The organism is Bacillus badius NBRC 15713, from assembly GCF_001591605.1.
In the GTDB taxonomy this organism is placed as follows: domain Bacteria; phylum Bacillota; class Bacilli; order Bacillales; family Domibacillaceae; genus Pseudobacillus; species Pseudobacillus badius.
In genome coordinates this window covers 105,854-121,940 of the sequence record NZ_BCVF01000001.1, presented here as the reverse complement: position 1 = coordinate 121,940, position 16,087 = coordinate 105,854, and the positions used below count along the sequence as shown (strand labels likewise).

At 45.3% G+C, this 16,087-nt stretch carries 17 protein-coding genes; all 17 read right to left on the bottom strand.

The window, feature by feature from the left end:
* Window positions 1-209: 209 nt before the first annotated feature.
* Complete coding sequence (gene spoIVB / locus BBA02S_RS00650; protein ID WP_052475124.1) at window positions 210-1,415, bottom strand: SpoIVB peptidase; 1,206 nt, start codon at window positions 1,413-1,415, stop codon at window positions 210-212.
* Window positions 1,416-1,610: 195 nt separating this feature from the next.
* Complete coding sequence (locus tag BBA02S_RS00645) at window positions 1,611-2,300, bottom strand: MgtC/SapB family protein (protein ID WP_041097138.1); 690 nt, start codon at window positions 2,298-2,300, stop codon at window positions 1,611-1,613.
* A 136-nt stretch (window positions 2,301-2,436) separates the two neighbouring features.
* Window positions 2,437-4,146: a DNA repair protein RecN gene (gene recN, locus BBA02S_RS00640; protein ID WP_041113295.1), complete on the bottom strand. Its 1,710-nt coding sequence runs from the start codon at window positions 4,144-4,146 to the stop codon at window positions 2,437-2,439.
* Between the two features lie 17 nt (window positions 4,147-4,163).
* A complete protein-coding gene (gene ahrC, locus BBA02S_RS00635) occupies window positions 4,164-4,613 on the bottom strand; it encodes a transcriptional regulator AhrC/ArgR (RefSeq protein ID WP_041097143.1) in 450 nt (149 codons plus the stop codon).
* A gap of 205 nt (window positions 4,614-4,818) precedes the next feature.
* The gene (locus BBA02S_RS00630) at window positions 4,819-5,661 is read right to left on the bottom strand and encodes a TlyA family RNA methyltransferase (protein ID WP_041097145.1); all 843 of its coding nucleotides are present in this window, start codon (window positions 5,659-5,661) and stop codon (window positions 4,819-4,821) included.
* Between the two features lie 3 nt (window positions 5,662-5,664).
* Window positions 5,665-7,557, bottom strand: coding sequence for a 1-deoxy-D-xylulose-5-phosphate synthase (dxs, locus tag BBA02S_RS00625; protein ID WP_041097147.1), 1,893 nt, complete (start codon window positions 7,555-7,557; stop codon window positions 5,665-5,667).
* A gap of 228 nt (window positions 7,558-7,785) precedes the next feature.
* Window positions 7,786-8,670: a polyprenyl synthetase family protein gene (locus BBA02S_RS00620; protein ID WP_041113294.1), complete on the bottom strand. Its 885-nt coding sequence runs from the start codon at window positions 8,668-8,670 to the stop codon at window positions 7,786-7,788.
* Between the two features lie 2 nt (window positions 8,671-8,672).
* On the bottom strand, window positions 8,673-8,900 hold the full coding sequence (gene xseB / locus BBA02S_RS00615) for an exodeoxyribonuclease VII small subunit (protein WP_041097151.1): 228 nt from the start codon (window positions 8,898-8,900) through the stop codon (window positions 8,673-8,675).
* Entirely contained in the window at window positions 8,890-10,245 is a 1,356-nt protein-coding gene (gene xseA / locus BBA02S_RS00610) for an exodeoxyribonuclease VII large subunit (protein WP_041098195.1), read from the bottom strand. The genes xseB and xseA overlap by 11 nt, the downstream gene beginning before the upstream one ends.
* Window positions 10,246-10,327: 82 nt before the next feature.
* On the bottom strand, window positions 10,328-11,191 hold the full coding sequence (folD, locus tag BBA02S_RS00605) for a bifunctional methylenetetrahydrofolate dehydrogenase/methenyltetrahydrofolate cyclohydrolase FolD (protein WP_041097153.1): 864 nt from the start codon (window positions 11,189-11,191) through the stop codon (window positions 10,328-10,330).
* A 29-nt stretch (window positions 11,192-11,220) separates the two neighbouring features.
* Window positions 11,221-11,607 (bottom strand): transcription antitermination factor NusB, encoded by a 387-nt coding sequence (gene nusB, locus BBA02S_RS00600; RefSeq protein WP_041097155.1) that lies wholly within the window; start codon window positions 11,605-11,607, stop codon window positions 11,221-11,223.
* A 139-nt stretch (window positions 11,608-11,746) separates the two neighbouring features.
* Window positions 11,747-12,169, bottom strand: coding sequence for an Asp23/Gls24 family envelope stress response protein (locus tag BBA02S_RS00595; RefSeq protein ID WP_041097157.1), 423 nt, complete (start codon window positions 12,167-12,169; stop codon window positions 11,747-11,749).
* 3 nt (window positions 12,170-12,172) lie between these two features.
* Complete coding sequence (gene accC / locus BBA02S_RS00590; RefSeq protein WP_041097159.1) at window positions 12,173-13,531, bottom strand: acetyl-CoA carboxylase biotin carboxylase subunit; 1,359 nt, start codon at window positions 13,529-13,531, stop codon at window positions 12,173-12,175.
* Between the two features lie 13 nt (window positions 13,532-13,544).
* Complete coding sequence (accB, locus tag BBA02S_RS00585; protein ID WP_041113293.1) at window positions 13,545-14,057, bottom strand: acetyl-CoA carboxylase biotin carboxyl carrier protein; 513 nt, start codon at window positions 14,055-14,057, stop codon at window positions 13,545-13,547.
* A 202-nt stretch (window positions 14,058-14,259) separates the two neighbouring features.
* Window positions 14,260-14,850 (bottom strand): SpoIIIAH-like family protein, encoded by a 591-nt coding sequence (locus tag BBA02S_RS00580; protein WP_041097163.1) that lies wholly within the window; start codon window positions 14,848-14,850, stop codon window positions 14,260-14,262.
* On the bottom strand, window positions 14,851-15,483 hold the full coding sequence (spoIIIAG, locus tag BBA02S_RS00575; protein WP_041097165.1) for a stage III sporulation protein AG: 633 nt from the start codon (window positions 15,481-15,483) through the stop codon (window positions 14,851-14,853).
* Window positions 15,476-16,087, bottom strand: coding sequence for a stage III sporulation protein AF (gene spoIIIAF / locus BBA02S_RS00570; RefSeq protein ID WP_041113292.1), 612 nt, complete (start codon window positions 16,085-16,087; stop codon window positions 15,476-15,478). The genes spoIIIAG and spoIIIAF overlap by 8 nt, the downstream gene beginning before the upstream one ends.

The following is a 16,087-nucleotide window of genomic DNA, read 5'->3' as shown; positions in this document are numbered from 1 at the left end:
AATTCCTCCCCATCCGTTTGCTCTCTTATAACTGTACATTTATTCTAATAGTTTTTTCGACAAAGGGAAATGATTTCCTTTAAATTTTAATAATATATATTTTTTTCGTTGGTTTTCTTTTATTTTCGACGAATTTCTTCCATTTTCATTACGGAGAGTTTTTTCCTAATAATGGTTTATATAAAAAACAAGCGGATTTCTCCGCTTGTTCAACTTGCTTCCCTTTGCTCTGTTTCCGTTAACGAAACGCCCGCCTCATTTAACATCCACTCAATGTGAACGCCATAACCTGATGTCGGGTCATTAACAAATACATGCGTAACCGCTCCAATGACTTTTCCGTTCTGAATAATCGGGCTGCCGCTCATCCCTTGAACAATTCCCCCTGTTTTATCAAGCAGCCGTTTATCTGTTACTTTTAAAACCATTCCCTTTGTAGCCGGATACTTTTGCGGGATGGTACTGACAATTTCCACATCATACGATTCCACTTTTTCTCCATCAATCACGGTTAAAATTTTGGCAGGACCTTCTTTCACCTCGTGAGACAAGGCAACCGGATAAGACTCTTTCTTCATATTGCCAGAAATCGGTTCGTTCAATTGTCCGAATATCCCGTAAGGACTGTTCCTCTTTATATCCCCAAGTTTTTTCTGGCCGGCTGAAAATTGGGCAAGCTTTTCGCCTGGATTCCCATTCCGTCCCTTCTCAATGGAAGTAACCTTCGATTTGACGATTTCTCCGCCTTGAACGATAATCGGTTTTTTCGTATCAGCATCCGCAATCACATGACCCAAAGCTCCATATTTTCCTGACTCAGGTTCCACAAATGTCAGCGTTCCTATGCCTGAAGCAGAATCCCGGATATAAAGGCCAATCTTATATGATTGCTCCTTTTCATCCTTTAGCGGTTGTAGCTCTGTGCGGACCATTTTTTCATTTCTGCGTATAGTCACCTGAAGCGGCTCGGCTTCCTTGCCTGCCTGTTGGACAAATTGACTAATATCCTGCATCTTTTCAATTTTCTTCCCGTTAATTTCCACAATCATATCGCCAACCCTGATGCCTGCTTTCTCTCCCGGGGATAGCTTGCCTCCAGAGGCATCAATAAGATGGTGACCAACTACGAGGACACCAAATGTATTCAGCTTGATCCCTATGGATTGGCCGCCCGGAATAACACGGATTTTGCGAATCGCCGCTGCTTTTTCATTGTCCTCCGGAAAACCCGCCAGCTGCAAAAGCTTCGTTTTCTCATTCAGCGTAAGGTTAGCGGCCGAAGGCTCATTTTCTTTTTGCAAATGGCTCATGCCTGCAGCATGGGCGCTATTCATAAAAGAAGAAATAATTAAACATACTACAAAAGAAACAAGGAGAATTCCACCAGTGATTGTATGGGATCGATACTTGTTCAAACCGTTCACTCTCCTCGCTTCTAGTCAAGCCCCTCTTGCCGGCTGTATCTATACTTTCTCCTTGAAGGGGCTCAATTATTACGTAAAAAGCTGCCCACAGTTGGATGGGGCTGACAGCAGAAAATAAAAAAAAGCCTGTCTGGGACAGGCTGTTAAATATGGAAAGCAACAACAAATTTTTGCGGACCAGCTCGTTTACAAGGCTTCCATCTCCACACTGGTCACATGTGTGATTTGTTTTAATTCATGATATACATCTGTTGCATATAACTTTTCGTTCACTAAAATGATTAAGTCTAATTGCTGAAGATGTCCTTCTTGGACATCTTTAATACGGACTTTGCTTGCTTTCATGCCTTTATGCTTCATTTGTTTTAAGACGTCTGTCATTTTCTCATCGTTATCCACGATAATCCGCACTTTCAACTGCTTTTCTGTTAAAGATTTAGGGCCAATCCATTTAAATATAATTGGAAAGATTTCAACGCTGATAATAATTAAACAAGTAGAAATAATCGCTTCCATCCAAAAACCGGCCCCGCAAGCAATACCGATTGCCCCTGCTCCCCATACGATAGCAGCTGTAGTCAGTCCGGAAATAATATCATTGTTTCGCCTTAGAATTACACCGGCTCCTAAAAAACCAATCCCTGATACAATCTGGGCCGCCAGCCTGAGCGGATCCATTGGCTTTTCATAAGGAATCGCAAAATGATTGGCGGCCTCAATCGAGACATCCGTCAGCAAACAGCTGGTAATTCCAATAACCACACATGTTTTTAAGCCGATTGGCTTTTTCTTAATTTCCCGTTCTAACCCCATCACCATTGACAAAATGGTCGCTACACCAAGATTAAAAATAAAATCACTGACCTCTATGAGCATATCTCCCCTTCTCCTTTGACCGCAGCATCACGTCTTCAGCTGCTTTCCCTTCTTATTCGGCAGTTATCTATTTAGAAAAAGTTACCGGGCTGATTGTAAACACTTGATGTCTGCATGTTGCCGCTTCTCTTTGTTTTTATTTTTTCTTTAGCGAAGCAGCGAGATCAAGCAGTTCCTTCGCATGCTGCTTCGTTAAATCCGTCATTTCCACGCCAGAAATCATCCGGCCAATTTCCCGGATCTTCTCCTGATTTTCCAGCGGTTCGACCACTGTTTTCGTCCGGCCGGCCTTCATCATTTTTGAAATGTACAAATGAGTATCAGCCATGGCGGCTACCTGCGGCAAGTGGGAGATACAAAGCACCTGCGAATGAACAGCCACCTCATAAATCTTCTCGCCGATTGCCTGCGCCACCCGGCCGCTGACTCCTGTGTCTACCTCGTCAAAGATGATTGAAGTGATGCCTTGATGTTCAGAAAAAATGGTCTTCATGGCCAGCATGATTCGCGACAGTTCTCCGCCAGAAGCCACTTTCGACAGAGGTTTAACGGGCTCGCCGGGGTTCGTTGAAATATAAAACTCGACCTCATCAAGCCCATCCCGTTTAAATGGCTTTGACCGCAAGCCCTCTTTCTCGGTGAAGGCTTCAAACTGTATCCGAAAGACCGTTTTATCCATATAAAGCTGCTTGAGCTCTTGATGGATAGCATCTGTCAGCTTCTCCGCTGTTTTTCGTCTTAACTGGCTGAGCTGCTGGCCTTCAAGCAGCAAATCTTTTTCATAAGCAGAAAGTTCATTAGATAATTTCTCGATATGCGTTTCCCGATTGGTCAATGTATCAATTTCTTCTTCAATTTTTGCCCCATACTCTAAAATCTCTTCAATTGAGCTGCCATACTTTCTTTTCAGCTGGTTAATCTCATTTAACCTTGCTTCAATGATATTGAGGCGATTCGGATCAAACTCCAGGCTATCTAACGCTGAGCCTGCATGGCGGGCTGCATCCTCAAGCACATAGAAGCTTTCAGATACAGCTTCATAAGCTGCTTTATACGACTCGTCAATTTCAGCTGCCGCTTCCAGCTGAGCCATGGCCAGCCCGATCCAATCCAGCCCTCGCCCTTCTCCCTGCAATGCATTGGCCGCATTTTGAACAGATTCGTACAGCTTCTCAAAGTTGCTCAGCTTTCTCTTTTCCTCCATCAGCTCCTCATCTTCGTGAAGCTGCAGGTCAGCCTTTTGAATTTCAGACAGCTGAAACTGCAGCAAATCGAGCCGATGGGCCATTTGTTGTTCGTTTTCGCTTAGCTGGCTGAGCGCTTTAGCCGTTTGTTCATATCGTTTATAAACGTCAGCATAGCTTTCCTTTGCCGCCAATACTTCTGTTCCGCCAAAATGATCAAGCAGACGCAAATGCTGGCTCGCGTCCATTAGCTCTTGATGCTCATGCTGGCCATGAATATCTACGAGAGTAGAGCCAATTTCGCGCAAAATAGCAATAGTAACGAGCTTGCCGTTGATGCGGCAGACGCTCTTGCCGCTGACGGAAATCTCCCGGCGAATGATAATGGTTTCCTCCTCCGCCTCAATGCCGAATTCCTGCGCTTTTTGGAGGCAAGCATGGTTCGGGCTGTCAATTTGAAACATCCCTTCAATTTCAGCCTTCTTCTCTCCGTGGCGGACAAACTCAGACGATCCGCGGCCGCCGACAAGCAGATGAACAGCATCAATAATAATCGACTTCCCTGCCCCGGTTTCACCGGTAAGCACCGTCAGCCCTTTTTCCAGCGAGACATGGAGTTCTTCTATGATCGCAAAGTTGCGTATGGACAGTTCCTGTAGCAAAATCAGTTCACCTCAAATTAAAGCATTTCTAAAAAGCGCTGGGAAACAGTAGATGTATGTTCAGGCGCCCGGCAAATGAGCAAGCAGGTATCATCTCCGCAAATCGTGCCCATGATTTCTTCCCAATCCAGATTATCAATTAGGGCGCCAACTGCCTGAGCATTGCCCGGGAGCGTTTTCATAACAACAAAGTGGCCTGCAGAGTCAATGCTCACAAACGCATCAACGAGTGAACGCTTTAGTTTTTGCAGCGGGTTAAAGCGCTGATCTGCAGGCAAACTGTACTTGTAGCGCCCATCCATTAAAGGCACCTTCACTAAATGAAGTTCTTTGATATCACGGGAAACCGTGGCTTGTGTCACGTTATAGCCAAGTTCTTTCAAATAATCCACTAGCTCGTCTTGCGTTTCTATTTCATTATTGGCAATAATTTCTCTGATTTTAATATGGCGTTGCCCTTTATTCATCGCTCATCACCTCATAAGTCGCATAAATATACCTGAATATACAACATTTTATCTTATTTAACTTCCAATGTATAGCGTAGAAACTTTTTTCAAACAATCGAACCTGCTTTGATTCTCTGTCCTTAGGTTGATGAACTAAGGGAAAAATCATTCTATTTCAAACAAGAAAACTGGCCAGAAGCTCCTGGCCAGTTTTGTCTTGCGATTAATTTGTTTTTTTGAGCTGCTTTAATTCTGAATGTGCAGCTCGGACAACGGAATCAACTGTTTCTTGAAACAAATTCTCTCCTGTTACCGACTCTGCGTGGGGCCAGTTGAGATGAATCAAAAATTCGATATTGCCGTCCCCTCCAGTAATTGGGGAAAAAGAAAGATCCTTTACATCATAACCCAGACCGAGGGCAAGATTGATAATTTTTTCAATTACTTCTATATGAATGGCAGGATCTCTGACAATGCCTTTTTTGCCAACCTGTTCTTTCCCGGCTTCAAACTGGGGTTTAATCAAGGCTACTGTGTCGCTTCCCGGAACGAGCAGCGTTTTTAAAACAGGAAGGATCAGCGAAAGCGAGATAAAGGACACATCAATCGTAGCAAACTCTGGCGCCCCTTCCTTCAAGTCCTCTAGAGTAACATAGCGGAAATTTGTCCGCTCCATCACAACCACCCGCTCGTCTTGGCGCAGTTTCCATGCCAGTTGATTGTACCCTACATCCAAAGCGTAAGACAGCCGCACTCCATTTTGCAGGGCACAATCTGTAAATCCTCCCGTCGATGAACCGATGTCGATCATGATTTTGTCTTTAATATCCAGGGCAAATACCTTTAATGCTTTCTCTAATTTCAATCCGCCGCGGCTTACATAAGGAAGCACATTCCCTTTTATTTGGAGAGGGGCATCAGACGGGATTTTTTCGCCAGGCTTGTCAAGCCGTTCTTCATTAGAATAGACCAAGCCTGCCATAACCGCCCGTTTCGCCTTTTCCCTCGTTTCGATAAGCCCTCTTTCCACGAGCAGTACATCAATACGTTCTTTCTTCGCTTTCATTACTTATGCTCTTTTCTGTTTTTTTGGTGTCATTGCCAACAGTTTCCGAACAGCTGTCTCTTCAGTCAGGCCGATCTCCTCAAGCAATGCATTGACGCTTCCATGCTCAATAAAGCAGTCTGGGATACCCATGCGGTCGATTGCATGCCCGTAAAAGCCCTGATCATGCGCAAATTCAAGCACAGCACTGCCAAAGCCGCCCTGCAAAACAGCTTCTTCAATCGTTAAAATCGGCATGTTGTCTTTAAGCAGATCCAGCAGCAGCGCTTCATCGAGCGGTTTGATGAAGCGGGCATTGATCACTTTCACTGATACCCCTTGTTTGTTCGCTACCTCTGCTGCTTTCAGGGCCATCGGAATTGTTGTGCCAAATGTTAGAATCGCAACGTCCGTACCTTCCCGCAGCACTTCCCATGAACCGATCGGAATTTCTTTCAGCTTTTCATCCATCGCTACTCCAAGTCCGTTGCCGCGCGGGAAACGCATAGCAATCGGTCCATTGTCATACTGGACAGCCGTATTGACCATATGCTGGCCTTCATTTTCATCTTTCGGCATCATTAGAACCATATTCGGTATATGCCGCAAAAAGGCAATATCGAACACGCCTTGATGGGTCTCTCCATCAGCGCCGACAAGCCCTGCCCGGTCAATGCCGATAAATACGTTTAAATTAGGACGGCAAATATCGTGAACGACCTGATCATAGGCTCGTTGCAGGAACGTCGAGTAGATCGCCAAAAACGGCTTCATGCCCTGTGTAGCCAGGCCGGCAGCAACAGTGGCAGCGTGCTGTTCAGCAATTCCGACATCAAACATCCGGTCAGGGAATTCTTCCGCAAATCCTAACAATTTAGATCCCACCGGCATAGCCGGCGTAATCGCCACAACTCGGTCATCTGTCCGGGCGATCTTTCTAACTGTTTCACTAACGAGAGCGCTCCATGCGGGAGGCTGTCCGACAGGCTTAATTAAGTCGCCTGTGTCCATTTTATAAGGGCCTGTCCCGTGCCAAGTCCCTTTTTTATCGAGTTCGGCCGGTCCAAATCCCTTTCCTTTTTTCGTTAGCACATGCAGGAGAACAGGACCTTCTGTCTTCTTGGCATACTGCAGATTTTCCAGAAGCTCTTCATAACTGTGACCATCGATCGGCCCTAAATAAGTAAATCCAAGCTCTTCAAAAAACATGCCGGAGACGAGCAAGTATTTCAAACTGTCTTTTAAGCGTTCGGCTGTTTGTGCCATCTTTCCGCCAACGGCCGGAATTTTTTTCAATAAAGCCTCGAGTTCGTCTTTCACCCAGTTGTACTTGCCGGCTGTCCGCAGACGCCCGAGAATACTGTGAAGCGCACCAACGTTCGGAGCAATAGACATTTCATTATCATTCAGGATGACGATCATATTCTTTTTCTCATGGCCGATATGATTCAGTGCCTCCAGCGCCATTCCGCCAGTTAATGCCCCATCGCCAATAACCGGGACGATGTAGGACTGCTCCTTCTTTAAATCCCGTGCAATCGCCATGCCCATGGCTGCCGATAACGAAGTGGAGCTATGACCGGTCTCCCATACATCATGTTCGCTCTCAGCCGTTTTAGGGAAGCCGCAGAGACCTTTATACTGGCGCAGTGTTTCAAACTGATCGGCGCGGCCAGTCAGTATTTTATGAACGTAGGATTGATGGCCAACATCCCATAAAATCTTATCCTGCGGACTGTTAAAGCAGCGGTGCAAGGCAATAGTCAATTCAACAACGCCAAGGTTAGGGCCGATATGCCCTCCTGTTCTTGACAAGTTCTCAATCAAAAATTGGCGAACGTCTTTACTTAATTCATTTAATTCATCAATCGTCAGGCCTTTTAAAAAGGCGGGACTTTCAATAGATAAAAGATCCAATCGGATCACTCACTTTCATAACTGTGTCATTTCACTTTCCTTATTATAACGCGATCCTTATTTTCCACAACTTTTTACCCGAAAAAATCGACAACTTTGTTTATGTCCTTATGGAGAAAGACTTTGAAAAAATAGCCGCTAACACAGAGTGTGATAACGGCAATTTACTGAAAATAGCACTATCATTATACCACATAGAACAAATCACAACAATTTTAGTCAATTTTCTTACTGATCGCGCGTAGCAATTAAATCCACAAGTTCAAGCAGCAGGGCGGAATCGGTGTGTGTTTGAAGAAGAGCCGCCTGTGCTGCCTCTGCATGCTTGGCCAGTTGTTTTTTGGCACCTTCCATCGTCAGCAAGGCCGGATAAGTGCTTTTATGATTGGCCGAGTCGCTGCCCACCCGCTTGCCAAGCTTTTCTTCTGAGCCTTCTACATCTAAAATATCATCCTGAATTTGGAAAGCAAGGCCGATGTGGAAAGCGTACTGACGGAAATGAGCCAATTGCTCTTCATTCGCGCCGGCTAGCAAAGCACCTGCCATGACACTATAAGCAAGCAAGCATCCTGTTTTGTTTTTATGAATGTACTCTAATTCATCGAGCGTTAACTTTTTCGTTTCTCCTTCGATGTCAGCCATTTGGCCGCCTACCATTCCTTCAGGTCCAGCCGCTTCAGCGAGCCATTCAATTAACGTTACTTTGTGCTCGCTTGAATAACTGTTTGATTGGGCAATCACTTGAAAGGCATAGGTCAGCAAGGCGTCTCCAGCCAGAATAGCGGCTGCTTCTCCAAACACTTTATGATTAGTCGGCTGTCCCCGTCTTAAATCATCGTCATCCATACTTGGCAGATCATCATGGATAAGCGAATATGTATGAATCATTTCCAGTGCAGCGGCTGCCGCCAGACCAGTCCTTGGATTCTTTCCAAACGAAGCCAGCGTGGCAAACAGCAACATTGGGCGGATGCGTTTTCCTCCCGCTTGCAGCGAATAATCCATCGCTTTTTTTAATACGGACGGTGCCTGTAAGTTGGTAATTAACTCTTTCATTTCTCTCTCTAAAACATCCTTATATTCCTGCATAAAAGCAGATAATGTACCAGCCATCTTTACTCCCCCTCGTCAATAGAAAACTCTTTTTCTCCGTCATCTGTTATTAACTTTGCCAACTGCTCCTCTGCCTGACTTAACAAGGTGTGGCAAAAACCGGAAAGCTCCATTCCTTTTTGATAAAGGCTTAAAGCTTTTTCCAGCGGCACATCCCCCTCTTCCAGCTTTACAATAATTGACTCTAATTCCTCCATTGCTTCCTCAAATGTCACTTCTTTATTTTCCATTCTTTTTCACCTCAATTGACTGAACTTGGCACATAAGATGGCCATCCATAAGTTCCACCTTCACCCGGTCTCCTGCCTGCACTCCGGTGCTTGACTTGATGAGATTGTCTCCTTCATCATAAGCGAGACTGTAGCCGCGCTCCATAATCTTTAGGGGACTTAAAGCATCCAGCATGGAAATATTGCGGCCTAAACCCTCTTTCTTGCTCCGCAAAAGCATGCCGATCTCTCTGGAAAGAGACGCATCCAGGCGGCTGATTTGCTGCTTGGCTTCAGTAATCTTGCGTTGCGGGTGGTTCCGGCGCAGCCTTTCCGTCAAGTCGCTGATTTTTGCTGTTGTGTTCTTTATATATATGGATTGTCCTTTGGCCAGCATCTCTGTCAAGCGGTCCAGACGTTCTTGCTGCTGTCTGTACAGCGTCTGCGGATTGCGGAGAATATAAGCGTTCCTGGCGCTTTCCAGCCGCTTTCTCTCCCGCCTCACTTTCTCCGATATCGACCGGATCAGTCTCGTTTTGCGGACAGCTACCCTCTCCAGCACCTCTTCAAGATGAGGAACTGCCATTTCAGCGCCGGCTGTCGGCGTCGGCGCTCTTTTATCAGCGGCAAAATCGGCAATGGTCACATCGGTTTCATGTCCGACAGCTGAAATAACCGGAATAGCTGAGAGGTTGATCGCGCGTGCGACTATTTCTTCATTGAAGGCCCACAGCTCTTCAATAGATCCTCCTCCGCGGCCGACAATCAGCACATCGGCGCGTTCGTCGCCGTTAGCCCGCTGAATTGCAGCTGCAACGGACGGAGCCGCGTTGTCTCCTTGCACAAGAGCAGGATAAATTAGTATTTCCGCTATCGGGTAACGCCGTTTAATGGTTGTAATGATGTCTCTGACGGCTGCTCCCGTCGGTGAAGTCACGACACCGACCGTTTTCGGATAAACAGGCAGCGGCCTTTTTCTATTTTCGTCAAAAAGCCCTTCTTTCGCAAGCTTCGTTTTCAGCTGTTCAAAAGCCAAATATAAGCTGCCGATGCCATCAGGCTGCATGGACTTCACATAAATTTGATATTGTCCGCCTGCTTCATAGACGGTGATCTCACCGGCCACAAGCACCTGCATGCCATTTTCCGGCTGAAATTTCAAGGAGCGGTTGGCTGAAGAAAACATAACAGCCAAAATCCGGGCTTTTTCATCTTTTAACGTGAAATACATATGCCCGCTGGAGTGGCGTTTAAAGTTGGAAATCTCTCCCCTAACATATACATTCGTTAAATGGGGATCGGCATCAAATTTTCTTTTTATATATTTAGTTAATGCTTTAACGGTTAAATAGCGTTCGGCTTCCATTTTCATTCCACCTTTTCCGGTCAAGCTAAAAAGCTGCCTCCTCATTATAACATGATTAAGAGACAGCTTTTCATATGAAAGATTATTTAACAGTCCGCCCTGCTGTTTGTTTCGCCGATTGCACAGTATTGTAAAGCAGCATCGTGATCGTCATTGGTCCGACCCCGCCTGGCACTGGAGTAATGGCGCCGGCTGTTTCCTTTGCACTTTCAAAGTCCACATCGCCGCATAATTTGCCGTTTTCGTCCCGGTTCATCCCGACATCAATAACGACCGCTCCCGGCTTAAAGTCGTCCTTCTTCAAAAACTTTGCCTTTCCAACTGCCGCAATGACTACATCGGCTTGCCGTGTAAAAGCAGAGAGGTCTTTTGTTCGTGAATGGCAAACTGTGACAGTTGCACTCTCTTTTAATGACAGGAGAGCTGCTGGCTTGCCAACGATGTTACTCCGCCCAACAACAACGACATGCTTGCCTTCTAGCGAAATATTTTCTCTTTCCAGCATTTTAATAATGCCGTAAGGAGTGCAAGAATAAAAAGCCGGCTTGCCGATCGCCATTTTCCCAACGTTCACCGGATGAAAACCATCTACATCCTTCTCCGGAGAAATCGCGTCAATGACTTTATCTTCGGACAAGTGAGCCGGCAAAGGAAGCTGAACGAGAATACCATGAATAGCCGGATCAGCGTTTAACTCTTCCACCTTCTGCAGAAGCTCCTCTTCAGACAGGTCGGCCGAATAGCGGTAGATCTCGGAATGAATGCCCACTTCCGCACACGCCTTGTCTTTATTGCGCACGTATGTATGTGAAGCTTGATCGTCTCCTACTAAAATAACGGCTAATCCAGGAGTGACCCCTTGCGCTTGAAGTTCTTCGATTTCCTGTTTTAATTCCTTGCGAATATCGCTTGCAATTTTCTTCCCATCAATAATAGCTGCTGTCATTGTTGCTTTCCCCTTTCTTCTTCAATCCATTACAAGGATTCTTTAATCCTTGATAAAACCCCATTAATAAATTTGCCGGATTGTTCATCGCTAAATTGTTTAGCAAGTTCAATCGCTTCATTAATTGCTACTTTCTCTGGTACGTCCTCTCCGTATTTCATTTCGAACACGGCAAGACGCAAAATGTTCCGGTCCACTTTAGCCAGACGGTCAAAGGACCATTTTTCTAAATGAGCCTTGATGAGCTCATCGATTTCCTCTCTATGCTCGATGGTTCCTATTACACTTTTGTGTAAATACTCATCGGCTGGTGCTTCCTCGAGAACGTTTGTAATCGCTGCTTCCGGCTCCGCGCCGCTTACATCAATTTGGTAAAGCGCCTGCAGGCTTTTTTCACGTGCTGTACGTCTTTTCATGTGTTTCTAGCTCCTTTATTTAGCCTTTTTCTGCATTATAAAAAGATAATAGCATATATTCAAAGGAAGTCACATCTTCTGATGAAAAAACCTGGTTCATAGAAAAAACCAAAGGGCTCTCCCTTTGGTTTTTTCCCGCTTACACTTCCGGAGCGAAATCGCTTTCACTGTTTTTTGTTTCGAATTGAATGCCGACAACGTGGATATTTACTTCTTCTGCCACTAACGCTGTCATATTTAATAATGCTTGGCGAATGCTATCTTGAATTTTTTGGGCCACACTCGGAATGGATACCCCAAATGCGATCACACAATAGACATCAATTTTGATGCCTTCTTCTGTCAAATCAACACGAACGCCTTTTCCGTGATTTTTCTTGCCGAGGCGCTCAACTACACCAGAGGCGAAGCTTCCGCGCATTTTTTCTACGCCTTCCACTTCAGAAGCGGCAATGCCGGCAATAACTTCAATAACTTCCGGCGCAATTTCGATTCGGCCCAGTCCGTTATCCCCATTGCTCATTTCTAATACTTGATTAGCTGTTTGATTGTTTTCTGCCATTGATTACACCTCCGCTTTCATTATGTCATATTTCTCAAGAAACTTCGTGTTAAAATCCCCGCCGACAAACTGCTCATGCTCAAGCAGTCTGATGTGGAAAGGAATCGTTGTATGAATTCCTTCAATAACAAACTCGCTTAACGCTCTTTTCATACGGGCAATGGCTTCTTCGCGCGTAGCTCCGTATGTAATTAACTTAGCAATCATAGAATCATAGTACGGCGGAATGGTATACCCTGGATAAGCAGCTGAATCCACGCGGACCCCAAAGCCTCCCGGCGGCATATAATCCGTGATTTTGCCCGGAGATGGCATAAAGTTTTTCTCAGGATTTTCCGCATTGATCCGGCATTCAATCGACCAGCCTGTGAATTCGACATCCTCTTGCTTCAAAGACAGCTCTTGGCCTGAGGCTACCCGAATTTGTTCTTTAATCAAGTCTACGCCTGTCACCATTTCCGTTACAGGATGTTCTACCTGGATGCGCGTATTCATTTCCATGAAATAAAATTTTCTTTGCTGGTAGTCATAAATAAACTCTACTGTGCCGGCTCCCGTGTAGTTAACAGCTTGTGCAGCTTTTACAGCAGCGTTCCCCATTTCTTCCCTGACAGTTTCATCCAGCGCCGGAGAAGGCGTTTCCTCCAACAGCTTTTGCATGCGGCGCTGAATTGTACAGTCGCGCTCTCCAAGATGAATCACATGCCCATGCGTATCTGCCAGCACTTGAATTTCAACATGGCGGAAATCCTCAATGAATTTCTCTAAGTAGACGCCCGGGTTTCCAAATGCCGTCGCTGCCTCTTGCTGGGTCATGTTGATCCCTTTTTTGAGCTCTTCTTCATTGCGGGCAACACGGATGCCTTTTCCGCCTCCGCCTGCTGTTGCCTTAATAATAACCGGATAACCGATCCCTTCCGCCGTAGAAAGACCATCCTCAATCGACTGAATGATCCCGTTCGAGCCTGGAACAATCGGCACTCCAGCCTTTTCCATCGTCTCGCGAGCTACGTCTTTTGTTCCCATTTGCGTAATAGCTTCCGGTGACGGCCCGACGAAAATAATGTTGCATTCGCGGCACAACTCTGCGAAGTCAGCATTCTCTGCCAAAAAACCATAGCCCGGATGAATAGCATCGCAATTCGTCAGCTTAGCCACGCTCACGATATTCGTGAAATTTAAATAGCTGTCTTTGGAAGCTGTCGGTCCAATGCAGTATGCTTCATCAGCAAGCTGAACATGGAGTGCTTCTTTGTCGGCTTCAGAATAAACAGCCACTGTTTCCACATCGAGTTCCTTACAGGCGCGGATGATCCGCACTGCGATTTCGCCGCGGTTGGCAATTAATAACTTGTTAATCATTCCGCTCTCTCCCTTATTGAGGTTTCACTAAAAATAACGGTTGGCCGTATTCGACTAACTGCCCGTCCTTTACAAGAACCTCTACAATTTCTCCTTCTACTTCCGCTTCAATTTCGTTGAAAAGCTTCATTGCTTCTACGATGCATACGACTGTATCCGCTGAAACTTTTGATCCTGCTTTGACATACACATCTGCGTCCGGAGAAGGGGATTGATAGAACGTTCCAACCATCGGAGAAGTAATCTTATGTAAATTCTCATTGGAAGCAGCTTGTTGCGGCGCTTCCGGTGCTGCTGTTTCTTGAACAGCCGGTTCCGCTGCTGGAACTGCCGGTGCTGCCTGGACAGGAGCAGGTGCTGCTGCTTGGACAGGCTCTTGTGCCGGTACTGCTTGCGGCGCAGGAGAATAAGTCACACCTGTATTTTTCTTCATTTCTATTTTACTTCCTTCAGTTTCGAATACAAACTCTTCAATGGACGATTGGTCAACAAGCTTAATAAGTTTTCTAATTTCCTGTACTTTCATTAAATGGACACCCCTTGAAAGATTATGACTAGATACTAATATCTTACGATAATATCTAGTAAGACTTCAACTGAAAAGTTAATTGAAGCTTGTATTGTTCATTTTATCCCTTTTTTTATAAAGATGAAATAATAAATCGCGCTTTCATAAAAAACCCCTGCCGGAGCAGGTGATCACCTGTTCCGGCAGGGTGCCTTTTCAGCTATTTAACCGGCTGGAATTCAACAGCGATCGGCTGCTGCTTGCCAAGCTCGTCCTTCGCCATCCGAATAATTTCATTCGCTGCTGCTGCTGAATGCTCGTTGGATTTTACAGTGATGCGAATATTCTCTCCATCCGCCCGCACAAGGGCATCTGAATATCCTTTAGACTTAATCAGCGTTTCAAGCACGTTTTCTTTTGTCGCCAATTCCGTCAGCTTTTCCATTTCCTCATAAGCTGTATTTTTGTCCTCGGCAGAAAGGTCAGCTGATGCCACCTTCGCCGTTAATTCTTCTTTCATTTTATTCCGGTCATCCTGTACTTCTAAACGAAGCATATCAAATGCTTCATCACCGGCAGACTCCGTAATAATTTCTGCTTGTTTATCGCCGGCTGCGCTCTTTGCTTCTTCCATTGTTGCCTTGCTGCCGCCCGCTTGTTCTTCCGCCATTTCAGTCTTTAGTTCTCCTTCTTCAACAGGGGCAGCCGTTTCCGGAGACAATTGTTCGGGGGAGGTAATATAATAGACAGATAGAACAACAACTAAACTCAACATTGTCAGCAGCCAGACTGTTTGCTTTTTTAATAACATTTACATGTCCTCCTTTGGTTTTTTCGGCATGACTGCCACGCGGTGGCTCGGTACATTTAACACCCTTGTGACAGCTTCAATGATCCACTTTTTCACTTGAATATTTTCCGCTCCCTCGGCGACAATGAGCACACCGCGGATATCTGGTTTTTTCATTTCCTGAATGACTGGAGCTTCCCCGCCGTCTTTCTTTACCATTACTAGGTCCTCGTCCCTTGTCTGATCAGTAATTGTGCGTTCCCCGCCTTTCTTATCCTGCTCTTTCGTTTCTTGTGTTTTCACGGCTGTATTTTTTTCGAAAATTTTCCTCTCAGATGCTTCAATGGTCACTACAACTGTTACATTACTGACGCCGGCCATTTGTTCTAAAGCAGCGGTAAGCTCTCTTTCATAAGCTGCCTCAAAATCCTCTTTTTCCGGTGCCGTTTGTTCATTTCCCTCCTCAGAAGAGTCTTGCGGGAGGACAGCTTTTATTTCTTCCCTATCCTTCAAATCACTTAGAAGCATGAAACTGATGCCGATAATGGCGGCAATGGCCATCCATTTTGCTTTATTTGCTGTTTTCTCCTCTCCGCTTTTTTTAGATGGAATTAAGGATTGCAACCAATCAAAGCGGCCTTTACGATCACTCAAGGCTGTCCCCCTCCTCTACCATATGAATATTCAATTGCTCTATTGGAATATTCCACTTTTTTGAGAGAAAAGCAGCTAAATTTCTCTCTTCCTTCCGGTTAGACTCTGGTTTTTCAGAAGAATCAATGCGAACCTCCTGGACATAAGACTCCTCCCCGCCAGCTGAAAGCGAAGCCACGTACACATCAATATGCTCAATATGCTCAGGCATGGAATCTTTCCATTCCTTCACCTGAAGATTGATATCCATAATTTGTTTATGAAACCTCTGTTTTAGCTCGTTTTCTGCAAGTGACTTCAACTGCTGCTCGCTCTGCTCTAAAATAAAGACTTGCTTGGCGGACTCCAAGCCGCTTTTTTTGCTGTCCACGGCTGTTGCGGCCTGCTGGTTGGTTATGGTGCGCTCTGTCCAATTTGACAACTCTTCTTCTATATTCACAGAAAGAATTTTCCATAAAGGCTGCAGCATAACAAATAGCAAAAGCAGACCAATCACAACTTTTGCATACTGCTGAAAACGGTTGGACGGCATGAGCAAATCCATCACAGCCGCTAACAAAAGAAAAGCAATCACGTTCTCAAGCCAATCCGTTAAAAAAGCCAT